We start from the raw sequence: 15,646 nt of genomic DNA, 5'->3' as shown, positions 1-15,646 counted from the left end.
CCAGATTGCTGAGTAAGTGAAACGGTAATTTACTATAGCAAATATGCATTTCTGCCCGATGACTTAACGCCGCCAGTGACGCAGCAGACGGCTTTTCATGCCGGTATCGAAACGCCAGATATGGTCGAAGATGCGCAGAATGCCTGGTTTCCCGTGGGCCGACATAGCCACGGCGTGAAAACGTTGCTGATTATTTCGCTGACGCGTTTTAATGGTCCCGATCACCTCTTCCGGCAGACGCTGGGCAATAAAATCGGAGACGATCACCGCATCGGCTTCCTGCCACAGTGCACCTTCCATCCGGGTCACAACGGAAGAGAGGCAGGCTGCCAGATCGGTGCCGCCGCGAAAGCGCTGACTGAGAAAGCGAATCGCCTGTTCCAGCCCGTCATCACCGGTCAGTTCATAGCCGATCACCTCATGCGCAAACAGCATGATGTAGCAGCGACGGCGATCGGCCAGCGCGACTTTCAGCAGCGCCAGACAAAACGCTTTGGCGCAGCGCTCATTGAAGCCACCCATCGAACCCGAGGTATCGACGCAGACGATGAAAGGCCCGCGTGGCTGCTCTTCATGCTGCTGGTGGCTGGCCGGACGCATCGTGACCTTTTCATGCCAGGCATCGCCCTGCAGCTTGTAGGTCAGCAGCCGTTTCTCTACCAGCCGCCGGTAAAACTCCAGCTCCAGTTCACTGATACTCAGCGCAGCTAACTCCGGCGGCAGCAGACGCAGCACGTCATCGCTCTGGTGAATGCCGCTGACCTCCTCCGGCACGGCCGCAGGTTCCTGCACCATATGGTGAAAGGCCTCCATAGGGGCATCCTGCGACGGCACCGATTTTGCCTCGCGGCTGCGACCCAACTGCTGGGCCAGTTTCAGCAGCTCCGGCTGCTGCGCCAGAAAGTCGCCATATTGCAGCATCAGCTGATAGTCGCCAGGCTGCAGTGACGCTTTGCTCATGTCCCACAGCCGGCCAGCGGCGGCTTCGTCATCGTCGCCGAGAATCGGTGCCAGCTGACCGCTCAGCGCCATACGCTGCTGCAGTTCCGCCAGCAGGCGTTCGCGCTGCTGCTCCAGCAACGTCTGATTCAGCGTCAGGGTCTGTAAGGTCAGGCTCAGCCGCCAGCGCTGTAGAAAAAGCTGGTGCTGCGCGCTGCTGAGATGGCTGATATCGGTGTGCTGCAGCAGCCGGTTGGCTTCATCCAGAAAAGGGGAAGGCAGGCTTTCAAGCGCCTGAAGCGTGGCATTCAGCTGGTGGCTGAATTCACGATCGCTGAGGAGTTGTACCCGCTGGAACAGCTGAAACTCTTCGGCCAGCGTGGCCGGAACCGGCGTGGCTTTGAGCTCAGCGTTGATCTCCGCTCGCCAGCGTGGCACATCGCGCAACAGTGCTTTTTTCAGCCCGGGAAACTTTTCAAAAAACAGCGCCAGCTGTGGAGACGCCAGCAGGGCAATAATCAGCTCTTCAATCAGTTCGGTTTCACCCACGGAGAGCAGTGTGCTGAGCGTCTCCAGTGGGATCATTTACGCGCCTGTTTCAACTGTTCCGCCACATCCTGCAGGCTGGTTTCAACGCGCGCCAGCCAGTCATCACTGATAAACAGGCAGCGCTGGTGCTGGCTGAACAGATGACGCTGCGACCGCAGTTCACTCTCCAGTGCATCCAGCGCTTCGGTGATCTCACCGGGCAGCGGCTCGCTGTTGCTGACGCCAGGCAGTGTCAGACGCGACGATTGCAGGCTGACATCACGGATAGCCAGGCAGTGCTGCGCATCCACCTGTAAATCCAGACTCTGCGCAAAGCCAATTCCATTGAGCTTGCCGCGAACCTCGCCCCCTTTCTGCAGCCACTGATTCAGTGCATCACGCGCGATCACCAGATGTGTCACCTGCATGTCATGCAGCATCAGCGGCTTTTGCAGCATCAGCGTCAGTTGCTCATCAGTGAAGCTTTCCGGCAGATCGTAATGGGGTTTGCGACTGAACATCCCACTGTGTTTTTCCAGGGTGATCGCCTGTGCGATGCTCTGTTGCTGTTGCAGAGCCATGCGACGCGCTTTTATCTGATGCAGTTTCAGCAGCATCGGCTGCTGCTGCCAGGCGTGCTGTGTCATCAGCTGATCGATTTCGCGCTCCAGCAGCTGCATGGACGCGACGTCGTGCCAGAGGCAATCTTTCAGCAGGATCAGGTCTATCGGCGCAATGGCGCTGCGGCCACTGTAAAAGGCGCTGGCCTGCAGCAGATGAATGGCTTTTTTCCAGCGACGATCGGAAATATAGGGCGCGGCGGGCTGGCTTTCCAGTTGCTGGCGCAGCTGATAAATCAGCTCGAACACCGCATCCGGGAGGCTGACCTGACTGATGCCGAGCTGCCACTGCGCATACTCCTCATCACTGATGCGCAGGGATTCCGCGACCGGATTGGTGTGCTCATCCTGCTGATGGGTCAGCATACTGCGAAAGTTCTGCTTCTCATGCACATTATCCAGCCACAGGCGGATTAGCATCCGGTCATAGAGCGCTTCAAGGCCGCTGTCCGCTTCCGGCATTTCATTGGAGGCGGTGACCAGCAGACGCATCGGAATGGCCTCTTCGCTGTCGCCATTGCGGAAGCGGCGTTCGTTGATAGCGGTCAGCAGGGTATTCAGAATCGCCGGGCCGGCTTTCCAGATCTCATCCAGAAAAACAATCTCCGCGTCGGGCAGATAACCTTTAGTGAGGCGCTGATAGCGCCCTTCATCCTTCAGTGCCTGAATAGATAGCGGGCCAAACACCTCTTCCGGTGTGGAGAAACGGGTCATCAGATATTCAAAGGCGCGGGCGTGCTGAAAGGCATATTTCAGGCGGCGGGCAATCAGGCTCTTGGCGATGCCGGGCGGTCCCAGCAGGAACACGCTTTCACCGCTCAGCGCTGCCAGCAGGCAAAGGCGGATGGCATGATGTCGCTCATACAATCCTTTTTCTAACGCATTGCTAAGGCGAGAAATTCTTTCTGCCAAAAGATGGGGTTGAGCCATAATCACTTCAATGTCCTTACGATCGTCGGGCCGCCGCGCTTCAGCAAGCGCCTTACTCTATAGATCATCATGCGTGAAAGCGTTGATAGCTGTCAGCTTTTTTGTTTCATAAGGTTTGCCTGCTTTGAAAGCGGCGCTGATTAACGCTTTAATGCCTGAAACCACCCCGTTACCCTGGCAGACAGGCGAAGCGGGTATAGGAATTTTCGGCAAACCGTGCATACTGTGCGCTTTTTGATGGCCTGAGCGAGGGGTTGTTGCGCCTCTTAGACTCCAACAAAAGATAACTCTATGAGCTCGGATAATAAGCAGTCACTTCGCGGATTAACGCTGGCCGCTATTGGTGTTGTTTACGGGGATATCGGCACCAGTCCGCTGTATACCTTGCGTGAATGTCTCTCCGGACAGTTCGGCTTCGGCGTTGAGCGGGAAGCGGTGTTTGGCTTTTTGTCGCTGATTTTCTGGCTGCTGGTGCTGGTGGTATCACTGAAGTACATCAGTTATGTGATGCGCGCCGACAATGCCGGTGAAGGCGGTATTCTGACACTGATGTCGCTGGCGGGCCGCCATACGGGTGCACGCGCCACGGCAGTGCTGGTGATCATGGGCCTGATTGGCGGCAGCTTCTTCTATGGGGAAGTGGTGATTACGCCGGCCATTTCGGTGATGTCAGCCATTGAAGGCCTGGAGATTGCCGCGCCGTCGCTGGATCCCTTTATTGTGCCGATGTCGATTGCGGTGCTGACGCTGCTGTTTGCGATTCAGAAACATGGCACCGGCATGGTGGGCAAACTTTTCGCGCCGGTGATGCTGGTGTGGTTCCTGGTGCTGGCGATCCTGGGGGTCAGCGGCATCATGAAAAACCCGGAAGTGCTGCATGCGCTGAATCCTGCCTACGCGGTCGAGTTCTTCCTGCACTATAAATCTGTCTCATTCTTCGCGCTTGGCGCTGTGGTACTGGCGATTACCGGGGTTGAAGCGCTGTATGCCGATATGGGTCACTTCGGTAAAGTGCCGATCCGACTGGCCTGGTTCTCGGTGGTGCTGCCGTCGCTGGTCCTGAACTACTTTGGTCAGGGCGCGCTGTTACTCAGCGATCCCAAAGCGATTAAAAATCCCTTCTTCCTGCTGGCGCCGGACTGGGCGCTGATCCCGATGCTGATTCTGGCGACGCTGGCCACGGTGATTGCCTCACAGGCGGTGATCTCCGGCGTCTTCTCGCTGACGCGCCAGGCGGTGCGACTGGGCTATCTGCCGGGGATGCGTATCATCCACACCTCTGAGCGCGAATCGGGCCAGATCTATATTCCGGTGATTAACTGGGTACTCTACTTCGCCGTGCTGATTGTGATTATCAGCTTTGAGCATTCAAGTAATCTGGCTGCGGCCTACGGTATCGCCGTCACCGGCACCATGGTGCTGACCGCGATGCTCTCCTGTACCGTGGCGGTTAAAAACTGGCACTGGAATAAGCTGGCGGTTGCCGTCATCCTGGTACTGATGCTCTGTATCGATGTGCCGCTGTTTACCGCCAACCTGGTGAAAATCTTCTCCGGTGGCTGGCTGCCGCTCTGTCTCGGCCTGGTGATGTTTATCATTATGACGACGTGGAAAAGCGAACGTTTCCGCCTGCTGCGCCGCATGCACGAGCATGGCAACTCACTGGAGGCGATGATCGCGTCACTGGAGAAGTCGCCGCCGGTTCGCGTGCCGGGCACCGCGGTCTATATGTCGCGTGCGCTGAATGTGATTCCGTTTGCCATGCTGCATAACCTCAAACACAACAAAGTGTTGCATGAGCGGGTGGTGCTGCTGACGTTGCGGACGGAAGATGCGCCTTACGTGCATAACGTGCGTCGCGTGACGATTGAGCAGCTGTCGCCCACCTTCTGGCGGGTGGTGGCCAGCTACGGCTGGCGCGAAACGCCAAACGTCGAGGAGATTTTCCACCGCTGCGGGCTGGAAGGGCTCAACTGCCGCATGATGGAGACATCGTTCTTCATGTCGCATGAGTCGCTGATTATCGGCAAACGACCGTGGTATCTGCGCCTGCGTGGCAAACTCTTCCTGGCGCTGCAGCGCAATGCGCTCCGTGCGCCAGACCAGTTTGAGATCCCGCCAAACCGGGTGATTGAGCTGGGCACCCAGGTCGAGATTTGATCTGCAGCGCCCGCCTTACGGGGCGGGCGCTGACCAGCGCAGCATAACGCATAATCCGCCGCCCGAGCGCTGGCTGAAGCTGACCTGCATCCCGTGCAACTGGGCGATATTGCGGACTATCGATAATCCCAGCCCGCTTCCGCTTTTCTCCTGACCTGGCGGTCGCCAGAAACGTTCACCAAGCCGTTGCAGATCGGCTGCACTCAGACCTTCGCCGTTATCCTCTACCGACAGGCTATTCGCCTGAATCCGCACATCAACTTCGCTGCCCGCTGGCGTATAGCGAATGGCATTATCCAGCAGATTACGCACCAGCAGTGACAGTAACAGCGGATGCCCCTGAATCTGCGGATCGGCGTCAGCATGCAGCCGCAGCGTGACACCCGTTTTATCCGCCAGCGGCAGCTGTGCAGCCAGCGTCTCCTGGACCGTGCGTTTCAGCGCCACCGTTTCGAAGGCGCTGCGTGCATCATCAGCTTCAACCCGTGAGAGCGTCAGCAGCTGATCCACCAGCCGGGTTGCGCGGATAATGCCGGCATCCAGTTGCTGCAGCGCATGGGTTCGCATCACTTCATCATCTGCAGTCAGCTGGATCACCTCGCTTTGCACCTGCAGCGCGGCCAGCGGACTGCGCAGCTCATGTGCGGCATCAGAGGTAAAGCGCCGTTCACGCTGCATCATTGCGCTGATGCGGCTGAACAGACCATTGAGCGCGACCATCAGCGGTTGCACCTCTTTCGGCACGCGGTCTGCCTGCAGCGGCGTATCATCATCGGGTGCGCGCTGCGCCAGCTGCTGTGCCAGCGTCTTCAGGGGGCGCAGTTCAGACCAGACCAGACCGATCAGCAGCAGCAACATAAAGGGCAGCGCGATCAGCCAGGGCAGCATGCTGGCTTTCATCAGATCCCGCGTCATGTCGTCACGGTATTCGGACTCCTGACCCACCACCACCCGGAACTGCTGGTCGGGCGTAGTCAGCCAGACAAACCGCCAGCGATCGTCATCATTGGTGAGCTGGCCCTCATGAAATCCCTGATACTCCGCCTCAAACGGCAGGTAGCGGCCATTGTCACTATCATTCATCACCTGCCGGCCGTCACGCGTGAAGACGGCAAAGGCCAGGGCGTCGTCATCCTGATCGCCGCGATGGTGGCGCAGTATCTCTTTGGTTTTAGGCAGAGTGGCGTTGTCCAGCGAGGAGAAATCCAGCGTCAGCAGACGCTTTGCCAGCAGCATCTGCTGGGTATCGAAGAGCTCATCAAGGGTTTCACGTGTCTGATGCCAGGCACTCAGGCTGGCGCTGGCCCAGCAGATCCCGAGCAGCAGCACAAAACCGATACCCAGCCGCAGAAACAGGCTCATTGATCGCATTCAGCCGCTCCCAGGGTATAACCGACGCCGTGCAGCGTGCGGATAAACTGGCTGCCCAGTTTTTTACGCAGATGATGAATGTGAACCTCTACCGCATTGCTGGAGACATCGGCGTCCCAGTTGTAGAGCTTCTCCTCCAGCTGGCTGCGTGTCAGCACCCGGCCCGGGTTTCGCATAAACAGTTCCAGCAGCGCCAGTTCACGGCTTTTCAGCGCAATCGCCTCACCTTCGCGCATCACACTATGGCTGCCGGGGATCAGCACCACATTACCGTGCCGGAGTTCGGGCTGCAGCTGGCCATGACGGCGGCGGATCAGCGCCTGTAAGCGAGCAGCCACTTCGGTTAAGGCAAAGGGTTTACACAGATAGTCGTCGGCTCCCAGTTGCAGGCCTTCGACCCGCTGATCGAGCGCATCGCGTGCGGTCAGTATCAGTACCGGTACATCTTTCCCCTGCTGTCGCCACTGCCGCAGAATATCGAGCCCATCCCGCTCGGGCAGTGAGAGATCCAGGATCACCGCATCCCAGGGCGCGGCCTCCAGCGCGTTAAACCCCGCCTCACCAGAGGTAAACCAGTCAACGCTGAAACCCAGTTTACTCAGCCCCGCCTTGATACCGTCGCCAATTAAACGATCATCTTCAATCAGTAAAATACGCATCACGTCTCCCTGTTCCGATAGCGCTTTATACGAAGCAACTTCCTGCTTGTACAGCTGATTTCGGCGAAAATAGCTTATTTTTGCCTCTTAAGAAGCTGTTAAGAACTTTATGGTCAACTAAGCTCAACAAGACGAACCACATCATGGAAAAGAGGTGACAAAATGAAAAAGCACGCTGCAATTCTGGCCGTCGTAATGCTGGCTTCCGCCCCGGTTTTCGCTGCACAGCAGGGTGGATTTGTTGATCCCAGTGCGCCAGCCGCACAGACGCAGGCAGCAGCCGGTCAGGGTGGTTTCAGTGCCGATCACACCAGTGTGGTGACCGTAAAGCAGGCTGAAGAGATGAAAGATGACAGCTGGGTCACCGTGCGCGGTAAGCTGGAGAAACAGATCGGCAACGAAGATTATCTGTTCCGCGACCAGACCGGCACCATGAAAGTCGAAATCGACCACAAGCACTGGAACGGCCAGACTATCTCACCTAAAGACAACGTCGAGCTGACAGGTGAACTGGATAAAGATTTCAACAGCATTGAGATGGACGTTAAGCAGGTTAAGAAACTGCCTTAATCCTCTCCTCCGGGGCCGCGTTCGCGGCCCTTTTTTCAGCCCGTCCCCCGACTTAATACAAATTTCTCCCCGCGTGAGCGAAACGTTTCGATAGCGATCACAGATTTCTTCTTTGCCGGTTGAGTTGATGGCGGCTTTTCATACACTCCTGACAGCGAAACGTTTCGCTGTGGAGTGAAAAGATGAAAAAAGGTCGCTTGTTAAACGCTGAACTCTCTCATGTGATTGCCCGCCTGGGACACACGGATATGCTGACGATTGCTGATGCAGGCTTGCCGATTCCGGCCGGACCGCAGCGCATCGATTTAGCGCTTACGCCGGGTACGCCCGATTTTATGCAGGTGGTTAATGCTGTCGCACTGGAGATGCAGGTAGAGAGCGCCCTGATCGCGGAAGAGATTAAGCAGCATAATCCGCAACTTCATAGCGCGCTTGTCGCCGTGCTCGAAGCCTTGCAACAGCACCAGGGGAATATCATCACCATCAGCTACACCAGTCATGAACAATTCAAACAACAAACGCAGCGTAGTCAGGCGGTCATTCGCAGCGGAGAGTGCTCTCCGTTTGCGAATGTCATCCTCAGCGCCGGTGTGACCTTCTGAGGCCGCTATGCAACCTTTACTGCAACTCGACGGCATTGAAAAATCTTTTCCGGGTGTGAAAGCCCTCAAGGGGGCGTCGCTGAATGTCCGGGCAGGACGCGTGATGGCGCTGGTGGGCGAGAACGGCGCAGGCAAGTCCACCATGATGAAAGTGCTGACCGGCATCTATCAATATGATGCCGGTACGCTGCGCTGGCTGGGCAAAGAGACCCGTTTCAGCGGGCCGAAAGCGTCTCAGGAAGCGGGTATTGGCATCATTCATCAGGAACTGAACCTGATCCCTCAATTAACCGTGGCGGAGAATATTTTTCTCGGCCGCGAATATGTCAGCCGTTTTGGCCGTATCCAGTGGCCGCGCATGTATGCCGAAGCCGATGCGCTGCTTAAACGGCTTAATCTGCGCTTCAACAGCCACAAGCTGGTGGGGGATTTGTCGATTGGCGATCAGCAGATGGTCGAAATCGCCAAAGTTCTGAGCTTTGAGTCGCAGGTGATCATCATGGATGAGCCGACCGATGCGCTGACCGATACCGAAACGCTGTCGCTGTTCCGGGTGATCAACGAACTGAAAGCGCAGGGCTGCGGCATCGTCTATATCTCGCATCGCATGAAAGAGATCTTTGAGATCTGCGATGACGTCACGGTGTTCCGCGACGGTCAGTTTATTGCTGAACGCCCGGTCAGCGAACTGACTGAAGAGAGCCTGATCGAGATGATGGTCGGCCGTAAGCTGGAAGATCAATATCCCCATATTGATCAGGCACCAGGCGACGTGCGGCTGAAAGTGGAGAACGTCAGCGGACCGGGCGTGGATAACGTCAGTTTCAGCCTGCGCAAAGGTGAAATCCTTGGGGTTTCCGGCTTAATGGGCGCGGGCCGTACCGAACTGATGAAGGTGCTTTACGGCGCCCTGCCGCGTCGCGAAGGCACACTGTGGCTCAATGGTCGGGAAGTGGTGACGCGCTCACCGCAGGATGGGCTGGCTAATGGCATCGTCTATATCTCCGAAGATCGTAAGCGCGATGGCCTGGTGCTGGGCATGTCAGTAAAAGAGAACATGTCGCTGACAGCGTTAGGCTATTTCAGTCACGGCAGCGGCACGCTGAAACATGCGGCAGAGCAGCTGGCCGTGGGCGACTTTATCCGGCTGTTTAACGTTAAAACGCCTTCAATGGAGCAGCCCATTGGTCTGCTTTCGGGCGGCAACCAGCAGAAAGTGGCTATTGCCCGCGGTTTGATGACCCGGCCTAACGTACTGATTCTGGATGAACCGACACGCGGTGTAGATGTCGGCGCGAAGAAAGAGATCTATCAACTGGTTAACCAGTTTAAAGCCGAAGGGCTGAGCATCATTCTGGTCTCCTCGGAAATGCCGGAAGTGCTGGGCATGAGCGATCGGATTCTGGTGATGCATGAAGGCCGTATCAGCGGCGAATTTACCCGAGAAGAAGCCACTCAGGAGAGCCTGATGGCAGCCGCCGTAGGCAAGCAACACAGCGAGGATTTAGTGGTATGACGACCCAAACTTTACCTGCCAGCCGTCGCTGGTTTAGCAAAAGCTGGCTACTGGAACAGAAGTCGCTGATTGCGCTGATGGTGCTGATCGCCGTGGTGGCCAGCCAGAGCCCGAACTTCTTTACCGTGGCGAACCTGTTCAACATTCTGCAGCAGACCTCGGTTAACGCCATTATGGCGGTCGGGATGACGCTGGTGATCCTGACTTCTGGTATCGACCTCTCTGTAGGATCGCTGCTGGCCCTGACTGGCGCGGTGGGTGCATCGCTGGTGGGTATGGAGGTCAATGCCCTGGTCGCGGTGGCGGCGTCGCTGGCGCTGGGAGCGGCAATCGGTGCCCTGACCGGCACCATTGTGGCGCGCGGCAAAGTGCAGGCGTTTATCGCCACGCTGGTCATGATGCTGCTGCTGCGTGGTGTCACCATGGTCTACACCGATGGCAGTCCGGTAAACACGGGTTTTAATGCCAATGCCGATCTGCTGGGCTGGTTTGGTATCGGTCGTCCGCTGGGTATCCCTGCGCCGGTCTGGCTGATGGCGCTGGTCTTTATTGCTGCCTGGTACATGCTGCAGCACACCCGCCTGGGCCGCTATATCTATGCGCTTGGCGGTAATGAAGCGGCAACGCGTCTCTCCGGCATCAATGTGAATCGCGTCAAAATCATCGTCTATTCACTGAGTGGCATGCTGGCAGCGCTGGCAGGCACCATTGAAGTGGCGCGCCTTTCTTCGGCACAGCCGACAGCGGGTACCGGCTATGAGCTGGATGCGATTGCTGCGGTCGTGCTGGGCGGAACCAGCCTGGCAGGCGGTAAGGGCCGTATTTTCGGCACCCTGATTGGCGCGCTGATCCTCGGCTTCCTGAACAACGGCCTGAACCTGATGGGCGTCTCTTCGTACTACCAGATGATCGTTAAGGCGGTAGTAATCCTGCTGGCGGTGCTGGTAGATAATAAAAGCAGTAAATAACTCTGACCTTACACAGGATGACATGATGAAAAAGTTAACCGCACTGGCCGTGATCCTTGGCGCAACGCTCAGTACCAGCGCTATGGCTAAAGATACTATCGCGCTGGTGGTTTCAACCCTGAATAACCCGTTCTTTGTTTCGCTGAAAGAGGGCGCGCAGAAAGAAGCGGACAAACTGGGCTACAACCTGGTGGTGCTGGATTCACAGAACAACCCGGCGAAAGAGCTGGCTAACGTGCAGGATCTGACGGTTCGCGGCACCAAACTGCTGCTGATCAACCCAACCGACTCTGATGCTGTGGGCAATGCGGTGAAGATGGCTAACCAGGCGAACATCCCGGTTATCACGCTGGATCGCGTTGCGGCACAGGGCACCGTTGTCAGCCACGTCGCCTCCGATAACCGTTTCGGCGGTAAAATGGCCGGCGACTTCATCGCCAAAAAAGTCGGCGAAAACGCCAGAATTATCGAACTGCAGGGCATTGCCGGGACTTCTGCCGCCCGTGAGCGTGGCGAAGGCTTCAAACAGGCCGCTGATGCGCATAAATTCCAGATCCTCGCCAGCCAGCCAGCCGATTTTGACCGTACCAAAGGTCTGAACGTCATGCAGAACCTGCTTCAGGCACACCCGGACGTTCAGGCCGTATTCGCTCAGAACGACGAAATGGCGCTGGGTGCACTGCGTGCGCTGCAGACCGCCGGTAAAACTGGTGTGATCGTCGTTGGTTTTGACGGTACTGCTGATGGCGTTAAAGCGGTAGAAGGTGGCAAACTGTCCGCGACTGTGGCACAGATGCCAGACAAAATTGGCATGATCGGCGTAGATACCGCTGATAAAGTGCTGAAGGGTGAAAAAGTGAAGGCGATCAACCCGGTCGACCTGAAGCTGGTCACTCAATAACTCAAAGAAAAGCAGGGCACTGCGCCACCCTCCTGGTGGCGCACTTATTCCGGACTCCCCTAATGAGCAAAAACGCAAAACTGGCCGTTCTTGGCAGCATTAACGCTGACCACATCCTTAATCTGGCGCACTTTCCTCGTCCCGGTGAAACGGTGATCGGGCAGAATTATCAGATTGCGTTTGGCGGTAAGGGTGCGAATCAGGCTGTCGCCGCCGGTCGTGCTGGTGCCGATATCGCATTTATCGCCTGTGTGGGCGCTGACGACATTGGTGAACGTGTTCGTCAGCAACTGGCCCAGGACAATATTGATACTACGCCGGTCGAAGTGGTCGAGGGTGAATCAACCGGCGTGGCGATGATTTTCGTCAATGGTGACGGTGAGAACAACATCGGCATCTACTCCGGTGCAAACGCGGCGTTAACACCCGCCTGCGTGACGCGCCATCAGCAGGTTATCGCCGACGCCGATGCACTATTAATGCAGCTGGAATCACCGCTGGAAAGTGTGCTGGCCGCCGCGACGCTTGCCCGACAGCATCAGACGCAGGTTATTCTCAATCCTGCACCCGCCACCCAGCTTTCAGATGAACTGCTGGCGTTGATCGACATTATTACCCCGAATGAAACCGAAGCCGAGAGTCTGACCGGCATTGCGGTCAGCAACGATGAAGATGCCGCCCGCGCTGCGGCAGTACTGCATGCGAAAGGCATCGGCACGGTACTGATTACTCTGGGTCGCCGCGGTGTCTGGCTGAGCGAGCAGGGAGATGGTCAGCGTATTGCTGGCTTCAGCGTTAAAGCTATCGACACCATCGCGGCGGGCGACACCTTTAATGGCGCCTTTATTACCGCGCGGCTGGAGCAGAAAACGATGTATGACGCGGTGCGGTTTGCCCATGCCGCCGCTGCTATCGCCGTTACCCGCTCGGGTGCGCAGCCCTCCGTGCCGTGGCGCGCGGAGATCGATGAATTTTTGCAGCAGCAGGGCTAAGCATTTGAGCACCATGAAAGATGTCGCTCGCCTGGCGGGCGTCTCTACCTCCACTGTCTCGCACGTTATCAATAACAATCGCTTTGTTAGTGAAGGCGTGCGCGAAAAAGTTGAGCAGGCCATCCGCCATCTGAATTACGCCCCCTCTGCGCTGGCGCGCAGTCTGAAAATCAATCAGACGCACACGATCGGTATGCTGCTGACCACCAGTAGTAACCCATTTTATGCCGAAGTGGTGCGGGGTGTGGAGGAGAGCTGCTATCAGCGTGGCTACAGCCTGATTCTCTGTAACACGGCAGGTGATGAAGAGCGGATGAACCGCAGCCTGGAAACGCTGATGCAGAAGCGCGTCGACGGTTTATTGATCATGTGTACGGAAAGTCACCTGCCCTCGGCCGACATTCTGAACCGTTATCCCTCTATACCTGCCGTTATGATGGACTGGGCGCCGTTTGAAGGCCGTGGTGACATTATTCAGGATAACGCGCTGCTGGGCGGGGAGCTGGCGACTCAGCATCTTATCGACAGTGGTTATACCCGCATCGCCTGTATCGCCGGTCCACAGGATAAAACCCCGGCTCGTATGCGCCTGGAAGGTTATCGCAACGCCATGACAAAGAGTGGCCTGGCGATTCTGCCCGGCTATGTGGTGAATGGTGACTTTGAATTCCAGGGAGGCTACAACGGGATGGTCGAACTGCTGGCGCTGGAAACGCCGCCGGAAGCGGTTTTCACCAGCAACGATGCCATGGCGGTGGGCGTTTATCACGCACTCTATCAGGCCGGCCTGCAGGTTCCGCAGCAGATGGCGGTAATGGGATATGACGATATCGAACTGGCGCGCTATCTCACTCCGCCACTGAGTACCATCCATCAGCCGAAAGATGCGCTGGGTGAACTGGCGATAGATACCCTGCTCCATCGTCTCAGCAATCCCGACGCCAGTCAGCAAACGCTGGTGCTGACGCCGGAACTGGTGGTGCGTGGATCGGTTTAGCGCTTTTTCTTTTTGTCGCGATTACTGATCAGATTACGGCCATCACCGTTTTTCAGCAGCATAAAGGTCAGCGCCGACAGTACTGTTACCACGCCCATGGTCATAAACGTGGCGTGGAACTGTGAAATGGTGCTGGTTTCAAACTCCTGGTAGAAGCGCAGCACCGCGGCGCTGACGGCCACACCAAAACTGATCGCTAGCTGCTGAGTCACGGCCAGCACGCTGTTACCACCGCTGGCGTTATCATCATTCAGATCGGCCAGGGTGATGGTATTCATGGCGGTAAACTGCGTAGACATGGCCATGCCGAGAATAAACAGCGGAAGTAAGAGCACGATGATGCTTTCAGCGGGCGACTGCAGAGAGAAGCTGGCGATCAGAATGCCAATAATGGCGGTAATGCCAACCAGCAGGCGGCGGTAACCCAGCCAGCGCAGCAGTTGCGTCACCGTCGACTTCGCCAGTATTGAACCAATGGCGATAGGTGCCATCATGCAGCCCGCGATAATCGCTGAATAGCCAAAGCCGACCTGCAACATGAGCGGCATCAAAAAGGGCACACAACCGGTGCCAAGACGTGACGCGATGTTGCCACCGATGCCCACTGAGAACGTCCGGGTTTTAAACATCGGCAGATTGATCAGTGGCGAAGGGTGATTTCGGGCATGCACTATATAAAGAAGCAAAAGCACAATCCCGCTGAGTAATATCCCGCCCGCCAGCCAGGCGGAAACAATCCGCTCGCCAAACAGCTCAATCCCAATCGAGATCATCACCAGTCCAGCCCCGAACAATAAGAAGCCGAAAAAGTCGAAGCGGCGCTTCGGCGTGGTGAAGTCCGGCATATATTTGCGTGCGTAGATAATGCCGAGAATGCCAATCGGGATATTAATCAGGAAAATCCAGTGCCAGGTCGCGTAGGTCACCAGCACGCCGCCCAGCATTGGCCCCAGTATCGGGCCAACTAATCCCGGCATGGTGACAAAGTTGAGCACCGGCAAGAGCTCACTGCGCGGATAGGCGCGTAACAGCGCCAGTCGCGCGACCGGCATCATCATTGCGCCACCGACGCCCTGTATGATGCGCGAGATGACCAGTACCTGGAGTGTGGGAGAAAGTGCACAAGCCAGCGAGCCGAGGGTGAACAGCGAAACGGCAACGATAAATACCTTGCGCGTGCCGTAGCGATCGGCGAGCCAGCCGCTGACCGGAATCAACATAGCGACAGTCAGGGTGTAACTGATGACGGCGGATTGCATGGCCAGAGGAGAACGGTCGAGGCTGGTGGCGATAGCGGGCAGGGCAGTATTCAGTATGGTGGCGTCGAGTGACTGCATGAAAAAGGCCATGGCAGCTATCCATGGCAAACCAGCCATGCTGCGCGCGGATTTTATCATTGAGTATCCTTCCTGGGGTTATCCTGCGAGAAGAAGCAAAATAATAGCACCCGCATTAAGCAACGGCAGGTCTCTTTACAACGTTTAATGGCGATTTTTGTGTGTTATTCCGTCATGAAACGTCTCTTTTTAAGCCGTTCGTTTAAAAAAGATGCGCTCAGCAAATTAATTCAAAGAAACGCTTGTCAGCCCGCGGAAACTCCCTATAATGCGCCTCCATCAACACGGAACACCGGCAACGGAAAACGGGTTGAGAGGCACAGGAGACTGCGCCGCCGGAGAAAAACTTCTGAGAAAGAGGTTGACTCTGCAGGAGGAAAGCGTAATATACGCCACCTCGCGACAGGACGCTAACGCACTGTTCGCACTGCTCTTTAACAATTTATCAGACAATCTGTGTGGGCACTCGCAGGATTGATATCAGCGTCTCCGGACGTAAAAAAATATCAAGCCTCACGAGTGAACACATAATGAAATTCATTATGACGTTTTACAG

Annotated in this window: 13 protein-coding genes; 8 read left to right on the top strand and 5 right to left on the bottom strand. The window is 56.5% G+C overall.

Annotated elements, in window-relative coordinates; all coding sequences use genetic code 11:
• Nucleotides 1-63: 63 nt before the first annotated feature.
• Both viaA and ravA read right to left on the bottom strand, forming a co-directional pair.
• Nucleotides 64-1,524 (bottom strand): ATPase RavA stimulator ViaA, encoded by a 1,461-nt coding sequence (viaA, locus tag LC417_RS19155; protein WP_033759308.1) that lies wholly within the window; start codon nt 1,522-1,524, stop codon nt 64-66.
• Nucleotides 1,521-3,017 carry an ATPase RavA gene (gene ravA, locus LC417_RS19150; RefSeq protein WP_010258850.1) on the bottom strand — a complete coding sequence of 499 codons (1,497 nt, stop codon included), beginning with the start codon at nt 3,015-3,017 and terminating at the stop codon, nt 1,521-1,523. Before ravA ends, viaA begins: the two co-directional genes overlap by 4 nt.
• 291 nt (nt 3,018-3,308) lie before the next feature.
• Here ravA and kup point away from each other — a divergent pair, with 291 nt between their 5' ends.
• Nucleotides 3,309-5,177, top strand: coding sequence for a low affinity potassium transporter Kup (gene kup / locus LC417_RS19145; RefSeq protein WP_010258849.1), 1,869 nt, complete (start codon nt 3,309-3,311; stop codon nt 5,175-5,177).
• A gap of 15 nt (nt 5,178-5,192) precedes the next feature.
• On the opposite strand, the gene qseC is transcribed toward kup, so the two are convergent.
• Both qseC and qseB read right to left on the bottom strand, forming a co-directional pair.
• Nucleotides 5,193-6,548, bottom strand: a complete 1,356-nt coding sequence (gene qseC / locus LC417_RS19140) for a quorum sensing histidine kinase QseC (protein ID WP_223566239.1) — start codon at nt 6,546-6,548, stop codon at nt 5,193-5,195.
• Nucleotides 6,536-7,207, bottom strand: coding sequence for a quorum sensing response regulator transcription factor QseB (gene qseB, locus LC417_RS19135; protein ID WP_010258847.1), 672 nt, complete (start codon nt 7,205-7,207; stop codon nt 6,536-6,538). Before qseB ends, qseC begins: the two co-directional genes overlap by 13 nt.
• A 162-nt stretch (nt 7,208-7,369) precedes the next feature.
• Here qseB and LC417_RS19130 point away from each other — a divergent pair, with 162 nt between their 5' ends.
• From LC417_RS19130 to rbsR, 7 genes are all read left to right on the top strand, one after another.
• On the top strand, nt 7,370-7,777 hold the full coding sequence (locus LC417_RS19130; protein WP_010258845.1) for a YgiW/YdeI family stress tolerance OB fold protein: 408 nt from the start codon (nt 7,370-7,372) through the stop codon (nt 7,775-7,777).
• 182 nt (nt 7,778-7,959) lie between these two features.
• A complete protein-coding gene (gene rbsD / locus LC417_RS19125; RefSeq protein ID WP_223566238.1) occupies nt 7,960-8,379 on the top strand; it encodes a D-ribose pyranase in 420 nt (139 codons plus the stop codon).
• Nucleotides 8,380-8,386: 7 nt separating this feature from the next.
• The gene (gene rbsA / locus LC417_RS19120; RefSeq protein WP_223566237.1) at nt 8,387-9,895 is read left to right on the top strand and encodes a ribose ABC transporter ATP-binding protein RbsA; all 1,509 of its coding nucleotides are present in this window, start codon (nt 8,387-8,389) and stop codon (nt 9,893-9,895) included.
• Nucleotides 9,892-10,863 (top strand): ribose ABC transporter permease, encoded by a 972-nt coding sequence (rbsC, locus tag LC417_RS19115; RefSeq protein ID WP_010258841.1) that lies wholly within the window; start codon nt 9,892-9,894, stop codon nt 10,861-10,863. Before rbsA ends, rbsC begins: the two co-directional genes overlap by 4 nt.
• A 25-nt stretch (nt 10,864-10,888) precedes the next feature.
• Nucleotides 10,889-11,764 (top strand): ribose ABC transporter substrate-binding protein RbsB, encoded by an 876-nt coding sequence (gene rbsB, locus LC417_RS19110; protein ID WP_031590976.1) that lies wholly within the window; start codon nt 10,889-10,891, stop codon nt 11,762-11,764.
• A 62-nt stretch (nt 11,765-11,826) separates the two neighbouring features.
• Nucleotides 11,827-12,756 (top strand): ribokinase, encoded by a 930-nt coding sequence (gene rbsK, locus LC417_RS19105; RefSeq protein WP_187484595.1) that lies wholly within the window; start codon nt 11,827-11,829, stop codon nt 12,754-12,756.
• 13 nt (nt 12,757-12,769) lie between these two features.
• Nucleotides 12,770-13,753, top strand: coding sequence for a ribose operon transcriptional repressor RbsR (gene rbsR / locus LC417_RS19100; protein ID WP_033744275.1), 984 nt, complete (start codon nt 12,770-12,772; stop codon nt 13,751-13,753).
• Here rbsR and mdtD read toward each other — a convergent pair.
• Nucleotides 13,750-15,150, bottom strand: a complete 1,401-nt coding sequence (gene mdtD / locus LC417_RS19095; protein WP_010258829.1) for a multidrug transporter subunit MdtD — start codon at nt 15,148-15,150, stop codon at nt 13,750-13,752. The two genes, rbsR and mdtD, sit on opposite strands and share 4 nt — an antisense overlap.
• Nucleotides 15,151-15,646: the final 496 nt, after the last annotated feature.

The sequence above is a fragment of the Pantoea sp. OVA07A genome (genome assembly GCF_019969975.1).
Lineage (GTDB): Bacteria > Pseudomonadota > Gammaproteobacteria > Enterobacterales > Enterobacteriaceae > Pantoea > Pantoea agglomerans.
This window is presented reverse-complemented; position numbering and strand designations above follow the sequence as displayed.